Annotated in this window: 14 protein-coding genes and 1 tRNA gene; 10 read left to right on the forward strand and 5 right to left on the reverse strand. The window is 68.5% G+C overall.

Annotated features, from left to right (window positions below):
* Window positions 1-46: 46 nt before the first annotated feature.
* Complete coding sequence (locus tag ITJ57_RS09145; protein WP_194669747.1) at window positions 47-1,063, forward strand: acyltransferase family protein; 1,017 nt, start codon at window positions 47-49, stop codon at window positions 1,061-1,063.
* Between the two features lie 44 nt (window positions 1,064-1,107).
* Here the strand turns inward: ITJ57_RS09145 and ITJ57_RS09150 are convergent, their stop codons facing one another.
* Window positions 1,108-1,326, reverse strand: a complete 219-nt coding sequence (locus ITJ57_RS09150) for an SCO4848 family membrane protein (RefSeq protein ID WP_194669748.1) — start codon at window positions 1,324-1,326, stop codon at window positions 1,108-1,110.
* A gap of 52 nt (window positions 1,327-1,378) precedes the next feature.
* On the opposite strand from ITJ57_RS09150, the gene orn reads away from it, so the two are divergent.
* From orn to nadE, 4 genes are all read left to right on the forward strand, one after another.
* Window positions 1,379-1,999: an oligoribonuclease gene (orn, locus tag ITJ57_RS09155; protein WP_056006747.1), complete on the forward strand. Its 621-nt coding sequence runs from the start codon at window positions 1,379-1,381 to the stop codon at window positions 1,997-1,999.
* 50 nt (window positions 2,000-2,049) lie between these two features.
* Window positions 2,050-2,125: transfer RNA gene (locus ITJ57_RS09160), tRNA-His, on the forward strand.
* Between the two features lie 57 nt (window positions 2,126-2,182).
* Complete coding sequence (locus tag ITJ57_RS09165) at window positions 2,183-2,533, forward strand: metallopeptidase family protein (protein WP_194669749.1); 351 nt, start codon at window positions 2,183-2,185, stop codon at window positions 2,531-2,533.
* Window positions 2,534-2,624: 91 nt separating this feature from the next.
* Window positions 2,625-3,446, forward strand: coding sequence for an ammonia-dependent NAD(+) synthetase (gene nadE, locus ITJ57_RS09170; RefSeq protein ID WP_194669750.1), 822 nt, complete (start codon window positions 2,625-2,627; stop codon window positions 3,444-3,446).
* Window positions 3,447-3,519: 73 nt separating this feature from the next.
* On the opposite strand, the gene ITJ57_RS09175 is transcribed toward nadE, so the two are convergent.
* Both ITJ57_RS09175 and ITJ57_RS09180 read right to left on the reverse strand, forming a co-directional pair.
* Window positions 3,520-4,233, reverse strand: a complete 714-nt coding sequence (locus ITJ57_RS09175) for a hypothetical protein (RefSeq protein ID WP_194669751.1) — start codon at window positions 4,231-4,233, stop codon at window positions 3,520-3,522.
* Window positions 4,234-4,312: 79 nt separating this feature from the next.
* Window positions 4,313-4,513 carry a hypothetical protein gene (locus ITJ57_RS09180; protein WP_194669752.1) on the reverse strand — a complete coding sequence of 67 codons (201 nt, stop codon included), beginning with the start codon at window positions 4,511-4,513 and terminating at the stop codon, window positions 4,313-4,315.
* A 281-nt stretch (window positions 4,514-4,794) separates the two neighbouring features.
* Between ITJ57_RS09180 and ITJ57_RS09185 the strand changes: the two genes are divergently transcribed.
* The 4 genes from ITJ57_RS09185 to ITJ57_RS09200 all read left to right on the forward strand — a co-directional run bounded on the left by ITJ57_RS09185 (window position 4,795) and on the right by ITJ57_RS09200 (window position 8,106).
* Window positions 4,795-5,250 carry a single-stranded DNA-binding protein gene (locus ITJ57_RS09185; RefSeq protein ID WP_194669753.1) on the forward strand — a complete coding sequence of 152 codons (456 nt, stop codon included), beginning with the start codon at window positions 4,795-4,797 and terminating at the stop codon, window positions 5,248-5,250.
* A gap of 22 nt (window positions 5,251-5,272) precedes the next feature.
* Window positions 5,273-5,797 (forward strand): hypothetical protein, encoded by a 525-nt coding sequence (locus tag ITJ57_RS09190; protein WP_370582287.1) that lies wholly within the window; start codon window positions 5,273-5,275, stop codon window positions 5,795-5,797.
* A 68-nt stretch (window positions 5,798-5,865) separates the two neighbouring features.
* The gene (gene ettA, locus ITJ57_RS09195) at window positions 5,866-7,548 is read left to right on the forward strand and encodes an energy-dependent translational throttle protein EttA (protein WP_056006730.1); all 1,683 of its coding nucleotides are present in this window, start codon (window positions 5,866-5,868) and stop codon (window positions 7,546-7,548) included.
* A gap of 84 nt (window positions 7,549-7,632) precedes the next feature.
* Complete coding sequence (locus tag ITJ57_RS09200) at window positions 7,633-8,106, forward strand: thioesterase family protein (protein WP_194669754.1); 474 nt, start codon at window positions 7,633-7,635, stop codon at window positions 8,104-8,106.
* 26 nt (window positions 8,107-8,132) lie between these two features.
* On the opposite strand, the gene ITJ57_RS09205 is transcribed toward ITJ57_RS09200, so the two are convergent.
* On the reverse strand, window positions 8,133-9,005 hold the full coding sequence (locus ITJ57_RS09205) for an acyl-CoA thioesterase (protein WP_370582288.1): 873 nt from the start codon (window positions 9,003-9,005) through the stop codon (window positions 8,133-8,135).
* Between the two features lie 125 nt (window positions 9,006-9,130).
* Here ITJ57_RS09205 and ITJ57_RS09210 point away from each other — a divergent pair, with 125 nt between their 5' ends.
* Window positions 9,131-9,805, forward strand: coding sequence for a hypothetical protein (locus ITJ57_RS09210; protein WP_194669755.1), 675 nt, complete (start codon window positions 9,131-9,133; stop codon window positions 9,803-9,805).
* A 3-nt stretch (window positions 9,806-9,808) separates the two neighbouring features.
* On the opposite strand, the gene ITJ57_RS09215 is transcribed toward ITJ57_RS09210, so the two are convergent.
* On the reverse strand, window positions 9,809-11,491 hold the full coding sequence (locus ITJ57_RS09215; RefSeq protein WP_194669756.1) for an FAD-binding dehydrogenase: 1,683 nt from the start codon (window positions 11,489-11,491) through the stop codon (window positions 9,809-9,811).
* Window positions 11,492-11,526 lie beyond the last annotated feature (35 nt).

Below are 11,526 nucleotides of genomic sequence, written 5' to 3' on the forward strand. Positions count from 1 at the left end.
CAACCTTGTTTTGTCAGCCGCTCCTGAATACTATATATTAGTATTTATGACTACAGATCGAATTCCCTGGTTCGACACCGCTCGCGGGTTCGCCGTCGTCCTCGTCGCGCTCGGGCACGCGACGATGATCCTCGTCGAGGAGGGGGTGTCCTCCCCGGTCTGGTACGTCCTGTCGCAGCTGGCGCTCGCCATTCGCATGCCGCTGTTCTTCACGCTCTCCGGGATGCTCGCCATCCGGATCGTCAACCGGTCGTGGAGGGACCTCTGGGACCGCAGGCTCGCACTGCTGCTCTGGATGATCCTGGTGTGGACGGTGATCCGGTTCGCCTGGTTCTCGCTCCTCCCGATCGATTCGTTCCCGCACTACGCCGACCCGGGTGTCGTGCTCATCAGCCCGCTCTGGCCGACCGGCATCTTCTGGTTCCTGCAGGCGCTCGCCCTCTACCTCGTCGTCGGCAAGGTGATGAACGGCAGAGTGCCCGTCTGGCTGCAGTTGTCAGGAGCCGCCGTCCTGTCGGCCGTCGCCCTGGGTGCCCTTGGGAGTGAGAGCGGGAGCTATCAGCGCGCTGCAGGCTATCTCTTCTTCTTCCTGCTTGGTCTGCACGGGCGTAAACGGATCGTCGCTCTGGCCGACCGCCGTCGCCCGTTCGTCGCTGCCGGTCTCCTCGCGGCAGTGGTCCTCGCTTCGGGGCTGATCTTCGCGGTCGACCTCGACCAGGTGCCCGGGGTGCTGACGGCGCTCGGTGTCCCGGCCGTCCTCGCCGCCGTGCTGGCGCTCCGCGCTATCGATGGGACACCGGTCGCCCGGATCCTGCAGTCGGTGGGGCGTCACAGTCTCCCGGTCTTCGTGATCCACGTGCTGGTCATCGGAGGGATCACCAGGGCGCTGCTCCTGCTCCCCGAGGTGCCCGCGCCCGTCCAGGCGGTCCTGCCGCCGGTGGTAGCGACACTCGCGGTGGTGTCGAGCCTGGTCGTCTGGAGGCTGACGCGCCGGGTTCCGGGTCTGTACACGGCGCCGCGGATCCTCATGACCCGGAGCCGTCTCCGCACCTCCGCCGTGTGAGCGGCGTTCCGCTCAGGGCCGGACGGATGGGCGCCGGCGAGGGGTCAGCCGACGACGATGCCGAGGACGCCGGCCACGAGCGACAGGGCGGCGAGGACGAGGGCGATGCCGATGAGGATGACGTGCACGCGGAGGAAGGTGGTGGCGCGGCCCTGTGCGTCCCGTGCGCGCGGGTCGGCGAGGATCCGTTTGAGGAAGCGTGGCCAGACGACGACGTTGTAGACACCGTTGATGAGCAGGAGGACGGAGACGGCGATGATCACCGCTCGAGTCTACGGAAGCGGCCGCGTCGGTGGTGCTGAGTAGACTCGACCCATGAGCACAGCTGGGGACCGACTGGTCTGGATCGACTGCGAGATGACCGGACTCGAGCTGGAGGTCGACGAACTCGTCGAGATCGCCGTCGTGATCACCGACTTCGAGTTGAACATCCTCGATCCGGGCTACTCGGTCGTCATCAAGCCCGACCAGTCGGCGCTCGACAACATGGGCGAGTTCGTCACGAACATGCACCAGACCTCGGGGCTCCTCGAGGAGATCCCGAACGGTGTGAGTGTCGCGGACGCGGAGTTCCAGGTGATCGAGTACATCCAGCGGTTCGTGCCCGACGAGTCGAAGGCGCCCTTGGCCGGAAACACCATCGGGACGGACCGCGCGTTCCTCGCCCGCTACATGCCGCGTCTCGACGCACACCTGCACTACCGCAACGTCGACGTCTCCTCCATCAAGGAGCTCGCCCGCCGCTGGTACCCGCGGGTGTACTTCAACGCCCCGTCCAAGCACGGTGGTCACCGTGCCCTGGCGGACATCCTGGAGTCGGTCCGCGAGCTCGCCTACTACCGTGGCGCGTTGTTCGTCGACCTGCCTGGCCCGAGCTCAGACGACGCGAAGCAGGTTTCGGAGGCGGTCGTGTCACGATACGCCCCGAACATGTAATAGACTCGTCCAGTCGCTTGTGACGCGGTCTCCGCGGAGCAGGTCGCATGGTGGGTATAGCTCAGTTGGCAGAGCGCCTGGTTGTGGTCCAGGAGGTCGCGGGTTCAAGCCCCGTTACTCACCCCATGTCGTACAGAAGCCGGAGGACTCCTCCGGCTTCTGTCGTATCCGGGGAGCACAGGCATGCTGGAGTTGGACACCGAGGCGTTCGAGGCGCTGGTCGTCGAGGAACTCGACCGGTTGCCCGATGAGATGGTGGACGGGCTCGACAACGTCGTCTTCGTGGTCGAGGATCGCCCCGAGAACGGCACGCTCGACACGCTGGGCCTCTACGACGGTGTGGCCCTGACGGAACGAGACCGCTACGGCTTCGGTGAGATGCCGGATCGGATCATCGTCTACCGCGAGCCCCATCTGGCGGCGTGCGAGTCGCTCGACGAACTCGCCGACGAGGTCCACACCACCCTCGTCCACGAGATCGCCCACTTCTACGGCATCGACGATGAACGCCTGCACGAGCTCGGGTGGGCCTGACCGCCGTCCGGTCTACTGGCGGGTGTTTCCAGCGTGTTGCGGCTGCCTCGGAGTTCCGTGTCGGTCCCTGCAGAGCGGGTAGCCTGGTCGCATGCGCGAGATCCAGGCCCGCATCATTGCGGAACTCCATGTCAGCCCCACGATCGACCCGGCGGCGGAGATCCGTTCGCGGATCGACTTCCTGAAGTCCTACCTGCAGGCCACGCACACGAAGGGGTTCGTCCTCGGGATCAGCGGTGGGCAGGACTCCTCGCTCGCCGGGAGGTTGTGCCAGCTCGCGGCCGAGGAGGTCCGGGCAGAGGGTGGCGACGCGCGGTTCGTCGCCGTGCGGCTGCCCTACGCCGTGCAGCACGACGAGGAGGACGCCCAGCTGGCGCTGTCGTTCATCCGCCCCGACGAGTCGATCGTGTTCAACATCCAGCGGGCGGTGGACGGCTTCGAAGCTGAGTTCGCCGACGCCACCGGGCAGCCGCTCAGCGACTTCGTGAAGGGGAATGCGAAGGCGCGCGCTCGGATGGTCGCGCAGTACGCGATCGCTGGACAGCAGGGGCTCCTGGTCGTCGGTACGGATCACGCGGCGGAGGCGGTCACCGGCTTCTTCACCAAGTTCGGTGACGGCGGTGCCGACGTCCTACCGCTGAGCGGGTTGTCGAAGCGCCAGGGGCGGGCGCTCCTGGAGTCGCTGGACGCCCCGGAGCGGCTCTACCTGAAGGCTCCGACGGCCGATCTGCTCGACGGCACGCCCGGACAGACCGACGAGGACAACCTTGGCCTCAGCTACCAGCAGATCGACGACTTCCTCGAGGGACACGACATCGACGCTGCGGCCGCGGAAGCGATCGAGGCTCGCTACGCGAGCACCGAGCATAAGCGCCAGCTCCCGGTGAGCAAGTTCGACAGCTGGTGGCACTGAGCCGGTTCCCCTGAGATGAAGACGGCGGCCCGATCGGATGATCGGGCCGCCGTTCTCACGTGTCGTCGGGTCGTCAGCTGACGCTGGACGGCTTGCGCTCGGCCTCCAGGACCTTGACGTCGTCGATGATGCGCTGGGTGGTGCTGGTGTTGATGGTGCCGCCGGTGGAGCGGGTGATGTCCCCGGGCCGGGATCCTGCGGTGGCCGCCGGCTTTACCTCGGCGTACTGCTCGTGGTGCTGCTTGGCGACCCAGGACTCCTGCTCGGCGATGAGGGCCTGCTCCGACCCTGCCGACTCGGCACGCCAACGACGGAGGTCCGCCTCGAAGTCCTTCCGTGCCCGCGCCGGCTTCTTCGACCACTCGACGAGGCGATCGCGGAACTCCTCGACCACGGGGTCGAGCTCGTACCCGTAGGTCGCGGAGTTGCGTTTCATCTCGTGCAGCTGATGGTTCGCCCAGTCGGCGGCGACCGCCGCGCCCTTGACCGGACTGAGCCGGACGAGGGTGTCGGTCTGCGCGACTGCGCGATCGCTGAGCACCTGCTCCTGGGGCGTGAGGGAATTCCAGACGCTCGCCTCGGTGGCTGCGTCGACGAGCGCCATGATCGCCGCCTGCTTCTGCTCGCGATCGCGCTGATCGACGATGCCACGGAGCGCACGACGACTGGCGCCGGCGGCGACGAGGGAGGACACCACGACGGCCACGATGAAGAGGGCCGCAGCGAACAGCATGGGGCGGACCTCCGAAGAGGTCACCCACTCGACGAGATCATTCCACCATTGCATGCGCCGAACGTTACCCCTCGTTCGGGCGTGAACGCGGACGACGCCCCGCAAGTGACGGGATCCGCCCTGGCACCCGGGATCAGCTGCGGAACGCGTCGATCGCGACCGCCAGATCGGTGAAACTACCGAGCGGGGCGTAGGCGAGTGCGGCAGGGCGGAACCGACTGGCGCGGTACTCGGCGCCGCCCTCGGCACCGACGGCCTCGATGTTGCCGAGGACGCGGCCGTCAGGACTCGTCACGCGCCAGTACCCGGGACGGATGCTCAGTGCGTTGGGCATGGGGACTCCTCGTGTGTCGATGGGCGCGGCCTCCCGGCGAGTGCCGGCTGGTATGGCTCAGCGTATGACCGACCACCGACGTCGGGCTCGGCGGAATCGTGCGAGCGTCCTCCACAGGTGCGCCGGGGGTTGTGGACGTCGACGAGCTGCGGTTGGCCGACCGGCGGGCGCTCGTGATCGGAGAGGCTGACGGTGCGTCCGGGGCGGTGAACGGCACGGACCCGCCCCGGACGCACGGCCGGTCCGCCGCATGGATCGAGACACCGAGCTGAGAGGAACAGATGAACGACCAGATCACCGTCTGCGGACACGTCGCGACGGAACCGAAGCACCACCGAACCGCCTCCGGGCTGGATATCACGAGCTTCCGTCTCGCGTGCCAGCAGCGTCGCTACGACCAGAAGCAGGGCACGTGGGTCGCGCAGGAGACGAACTGGTACACGGTGAGCGCCTTCCGAGGCCTGGCGACCGCGGCCACCGAGTCGCTGGTGAAGGGCCAGCGCGTCATCGTGCTGGGGAGGCTGCGGATCCGCGACTGGGAGCAGGGTGAACGACGCGGGACCTCGGTCGACATCGAAGCCGATCACCTCGGCTCCGACATCTCCTGGCAGCCGAGGGCCGCATCGGAGTCGTCCGGCGCGCGCGAGACGAGCACGGCGGGCTCTCCGGCAGGACCGGCGTCGGGCGGTGCGGCGGCGGAGTGGGCGCCGGCGCCGCCCCAGGACACGCCGTTCTGACGCGCCGCGTAGACTGCTCGACGTGCAGAAGAGCCCTCGCGATCGCCCCGCCTCCGTCGTCAGCCCGGTCCGTCGTCGCTCGTCGTCCGTCGGACTCGGCCTGGTCGTGGTGCTCGGTGCCCTCGGTCTCGGCCTGACCGGCTGCGCGCAGCCTGCACCCGTCCCGACGCCCACGGCGACCCAGGCGCCGACGCCCACCGAGACGCCGGCAGCGGCACCCGTGCTGCAGCCGGAGGGTACCGCCGCCGACAACCTGCCCTTCTTCGACACCGTGAACGCGGCCACCCTGGCGGCGAATCCGGCTGCCGGAGGCCAGGCCATCATCGACGGGCTCGTGGCGGCAGGGTTCCCGAAGGCGGAGATGGAGGTCTCCTCCGACACCACGAGCATCGGTGAGCCGGCGGACTCGATCCAGTTCTCCATCCGGTGGCAGGGACAGTGCATTCTTGGGCAGAACGGGCCGGCGACGGGGTATCACTCCTCCGTGGTCCCGCTGCTCGACACCGGCCGGTGCCTCATCGGCGCCACGCGTCCGATCGACTGGTAGCGGCCGGACGGCCATGGCCGTCCACGTGCAGCGCAAACGTCGGGTCCGCCCGTAGACTGGACGGCGACATGGCTGAATACATTTACTCGATGGTCCGCGCCCGCAAGGCGGTCGGCGACAAGCTCATCCTCGACGACGTGACGATGGCGTTCCTGCCCGGAGCGAAGATCGGCGTCGTCGGCCCGAACGGTGCCGGTAAGTCCACGATCCTGAAGATCATGGCGGGAATCGACACCCCCTCGAACGGCGAGGCGAAGCTCACGCCGGGCTTCAGCGTCGGCATCCTCATGCAGGAGCCGGAACTCGACGAGGACAAGACGGTGCTCGAGAACGTCCAGGAGGGCGTCGGCGAGATCAAGGGCAAGATCGACCGCTTCAACGAGATCTCCCTCGCGATGGCTGAGCCCGACGCCGACTTCGACGCCCTGCTCGCCGAGATGGGCGTGCTGCAGGAGGCGATCGACGCCGCCGACGCCTGGGACCTCGACTCCCAGCTGGAACAGGCGATGGACGCCCTGCGCTGCCCGCCGTCCGACGCCACGGTCGCCCACCTCTCCGGTGGTGAGAAGCGTCGCGTCGCACTCTGCAAGCTCCTCCTCCAGAAGCCCGACCTCCTGCTCCTCGACGAGCCCACCAACCACCTCGACGCGGAGAGCGTGCTCTGGCTCGAGCAGCACCTCGCCCAGTACGCGGGCGCCGTGCTCGCCGTCACCCACGACCGGTACTTCCTCGACCACGTCGCAGAGTGGATCTGCGAGATCGACCGCGGTCGTCTCTACCCTTACGAGGGCAACTACTCGACCTACCTCGAGAAGAAGGGCGAGCGCCTCAACGTCCAGGGGAAGAAGGACGCCAAGCTCGCCAAGCGTCTCGCGAGTGAACTCGAGTGGGTGCGCAGCAACGCCAAGGGTCGCCAGGTGAAGTCCAAGGCTCGTCTGGCCCGGTATGAAGAGATGGCGTCTGAGGCGGAGCGCACCAGGAAGCTCGACTTCGAAGAGATCCAGATCCCCGCCGGCCCGCGCCTCGGCTCGACGGTCCTCGAAGCTAAGAAGCTGCAGAAAGGCTTCGACGGACGCGTCCTCATCGACGACCTGTCGTTCAGCCTGCCGCGCAACGGTATCGTCGGCATCATCGGCCCGAACGGTGTCGGTAAGACCACGCTGTTCAAGACCATCGTCGGGCTCGAGCCGCTGGATGCCGGCGAGCTCAAGGTCGGCGAGACCGTGAAGCTCTCCTACGTCGACCAGTCCCGCGGGGGTATCGATCCCAACAAGACGCTCTGGGAGGTCGTGTCCGAAGGACTCGACTACATCCAGGTCGGCAACCAGGAGATCCCGTCGCGCGCCTACGTGTCGACCTTCGGCTTCAAGGGCCCCGACCAGCAGAAGAAGGCCGGCGTCCTCTCCGGTGGTGAGCGCAACCGACTCAACCTCGCGCTGACGCTCAAGCAGGGTGGAAACCTCCTGCTGCTCGACGAACCGACCAACGACCTCGACGTCGAAACGCTGTCGAGCCTCGAGAACGCGCTCCTCGAGTTCCCGGGTTGCGCCGTGGTCATCACCCACGACCGGTGGTTCCTCGACCGCATCGCGACGCACATCCTCTCCTACGAGGGCACCGAGGAGAACCCGTCGAACTGGCACTGGTTCGAGGGCAACTTCGAGTCCTACGAAGAGGACAAGATCAAGCGCCTGGGCCCGGACGCCGCGAAGCCTCACCGCTCCGCGTACCGGAAGCTCACCCGCGACTGAGTGCAACGACGACGGCCCATCGGCTCCGGCTGATGGGCCGTCGCTCGTCCGTCTCCCACCAGCCTGAGCAGGGAAGGTTCACCGATGACCAGACTCCACGTGCCGATCCCGTTGCGATGGGGCGACCTCGACGCCTTCAACCACGTGAACAACGCGTCCATGCTGAAGCTCCTCGAAGAGGCGCGCGTGAGGGTGTTCTGGATCCCGACGCTCGCATCGGAGGAGGCGCCGCCGACGGCGGTCATCGACGCGAGTCTCGACGCGGAGACGATCACGCTCGTCGCCCATCAGGAGATCGAATACCTGGCCCCGATCCCGTATCAGCGCGACCCGCTCGACGTCCAGCTCTGGATGGGCAAGATCGGCGGAGCCAGCCTGCAGGTCGCCTACGAGGTCTACTCTCCGCGCGGTACCGAGCCGCAGACGCTCTACGCGCGCGCCGCGACGACGGTCGTGATGGTCGACGCGAAGACCATGAAGCCTCGACGGATCTCAGATGCGGAGCGCGTCGTGTGGGAACCGTTCATCGAGGACCCGATCGAGTTCTCGCGTCGCTGAGCGCGGCATCTCGTCATGACACCGGATCAGCGGGGTGTCGGGAAGCGGACCATGCCTTCCTGAGCCACGCTCGCCACGAGCAACCCGGCCCGGTCGTAGATGCGGCCGAGTGACAGCCCGCGGCCACCGGTCGCGCTGGGGGAGTCCTGCAGGTAGACGAGCCACTCGTCCACCCGGGCCGGCCGGTGCCACCACATGGCGTGGTCGAGGCTGGCGATCTTGATGCCGGGAGTGGCCCATGGGACACCATGGCGTCGCATCACCGGTTCGAGGATCGTGTAGTCGCTCGCGTAGGCCAGTGCCGCGCGGTGGAGCGCCGGGTCGTCGGGCAGCTCGCCGATGGTCTTGAACCAGACCGCCTGCTGGGCCGTGCGTTCGCCGTCCACCCGGAGGTACACGGGGGAGCCGACATGTCTGAGGTCGAACGGTCGCCCGGTGGCCCAGGCCTCGGCCGCCGGGTGGTCGATCCCGTGGAGGATCTCGGCGGCGGACGGCAGCGTCTCCGGATCGGGAAGGCCCGCCGGGAGGTCGATCTGGTGCTCAGGGCCCGCATCCTGCGTCTGGAAGGAGGCGATCATCGAGAGGATCGGTACGCCGTTCTGATACGCCTGGGTGCGGCGCGTCGCGAACGACCGGCCGTCGTGGATGCGGTCGACGGCGAACGTGATCGGCTGGTCGACGTCGCCGGGACGCAGGAAGTACCCGTGCATCGAGTGGATGATGCGCTCTGTGTCGACGGTCCGCGTGGCGGCCACGACGGACTGCGCGAGGACCTGGCCCCCGAACACCCGCCCCTGCGGCATCCACTGCGACGGTCCGGTGAAGATGTCCTCATCGGTGCGGACGCCGGGCGCGCTCAGGTCGAGCGCGGTGAGTAGGGATTCGATCGGTTCCTTCACGGGGACACGCCTTTCCGTCGGGGACCGGCGCACCACAGCGACGCCCGATCCGACCCGCCGAGTCTATCCACGGCGGGCTCCCGATGTCCCGGAGCCGACGCGGCGGTGGCGTACATTGAGAGGAGATGTCCACCACCCTGCACCTCCTCGACGCCGATTCGCTCGCCGACCTCCGCACCTTCCTCGCGCGAGCCAGCCGGATCGACGATTCCGGAGTCCGGCTGCTCGCCGCCGACCACGTCCTGGCGGTCTCCGCCCCGGTGCTGCACCCGCAGGGTCTGCTCGATCGCAGCCCGACGATCATCGGCATGCGCACCTTCGCCCTCGCCCACGCCGCCTCGGCAGACGTCCTGGCTACCCCGCGCGAACTCATCGACCGGGTCGTGCGCACGCTCGGCGGCTCGACGACCGGCCGACCCGACGGATCAGCGTCGGCGTCGCTCGACCTCCCGCCGTCGACCAGGACGGCCCCCTGGGTCGGCCAGGCGCCGCCGCGCGGCGGCTGGGAACGCGTCGGCGACGTGGACACCATCGAGCTCGAACTCGTCGCCAGGACGGGCGCCACGGAGATCGCCGAAGCGCTTCCGACGGCCGTCGGGGACCAGATCGTCCAGAAGGTGCGGTCGCAGGTGTGGTCGAGGCCACTCGGCGACGGCTTCGGTCTTCCGACCGGGGCGGCGTTCGCGGCGGTGGGGCTCGGGTTCATCGCGGAACCGGAGCGGGCGACGGTGTTCCGTTCCGGCGGGTGGGTGCGACTGAGCACCCGGCGTGGTCACGTGCTGGCCAACGCCGTCTCCTGACGGTCAGATGCCGGCCATCGCGCGGCCGGCCACGCGCCCGGTGAACAGGCAGCCGCCGAGGAAGGTCCCCTCGAGCGCGCGGTAGCCGTGGACGCCTCCGCCGCCGAACCCGGCAGCCTCTCCCGCTGCGAAGAGGCCGGGCACCGGGCTCCCGTCGGCGCCGAGCACGCGACTCGAGAGGTCGGTCTCCAGCCCGCCGAGGCTCTTGCGGGTCAGCACGTGCAGCTTGACCGCGATGAGCGGGCCGGCCTTCGGGTCCAATAGTCGGTGCGGTGCCGCGACGCGGATGAGCTTGTCGCCGCGGTAGGCGCGTGCGCCGCGGAGGGCGGTGATCTGCAGGTCCTTCGTGAACGGGTTGTCCATCTCGCGATCGCGCGCCTCGACCTCCGCGATGACGTTGCGGCCGTCGATCGCCGTCTCGGGGGTGGACGCCTGCATCCCCGCCACGAGTTCCGTGATCGTGTCGGCGACGATGAAGTCCACACCGTGTTCCTTGAACGCTTCGACCGGGCCGGGGGCGCCGGGACCGATGCGTTTCGCGAGCAGGCCGAGGTCCTTGCCGGTCAGGTCGGGGTTTTGCTCGCTCCCCGACAGCGCGAACTCCTTCTCGATGATCCGTTGGGTGAGGACGAACCAGCTGTGATCGTGGCCGGTGGCGCGCAGGTGCTCCAGGGTGCCGAGCGTGTCGAACCCGGGGAAGAGCGGTACCGGGAGACGGTGACCGGTCGCGTCGAACCAGAGCGACGACGGCCCGGGCAGGATCCGGATGCCGTGCTGCGGCCAGATCGGGTCCCAGTTGGTGATGCCCTCGACGTAGTGCCACATCCGGTCGCGGTTGATGAGGCGTCCGCCCGCGCGTTCGCTGATGCCCAGCATGCGACCGTCGACGTGTGCGGGGACCCCGGACAGCATCGTCGTCGGCGGCTGGCCGAGACGGGCGGGCCAGTGCTCGCGGACGAGGTCGTGGTTGCCGCCGATACCACCGCTCGCCACGAGGACCGCCGGTGCGCGGCAGGCGAACTCGCCGACCACGTCGCGTGAACTGCTCTCGCCCCGCATCGCGGCCGACGGGGCGAGGACGGACCCTCGGACGCCGACGACGACGCCGTCCTCGGTGAGGACTTCGTCGACGCGGTGCCGGAAGTGCGGAGACACCGAGCCGTCGGCGACACCCTGGTTCACGCGGCGGACGAAGGGCTCCACGACGCCGGGGCCGGTGCCCCAGGTGATGTGGAACCGTGGGACGGAGTTGCCGTGTCCGATGGCGCCGTAGCCGCCGCGTTCCGCCCAGCCCACGACGGGGAAGAACCGCATGCCCTGCTCGTGCAGCCAGGCGCGCTTCTCACCGGCGGCGAAGTCCAGGTAGGCCTCCGCCCACCGCTTCGGCCAGTGGTCCTCCGGCCGATCGAACGCGGCGGCACCGAACCAGTCCTGTGTCGCCAACTCGAGCGAGTCCCGCACCCCGAGGTGGCGCTGCTCGGGGGAGTCGATGAGGAAGAGGCCGCCGAACGACCAGTGCGCCTGCCCTCCGAGGTTCGACTCCGGCTCCTGCTCGACCAGGATGACCCGTTTCCCCGCGGCGACGAGTTCGGCGGTGGCGACGAGGCCGGCCAGCCCGCTCCCGATGACGATCGCATCGGCCTCGGTTCGATCGGCGGACGGGGAGGGCGGGGCGGTTGCGGACATCTGGTGACTCCTTCGGCACGGACGTGCGTCCGATC

Origin of the sequence: Plantibacter sp. VKM Ac-2880 (assembly GCF_015351235.1) — a bacterium.
Classification (GTDB): Bacteria; Actinomycetota; Actinomycetes; order Actinomycetales; family Microbacteriaceae; genus Plantibacter.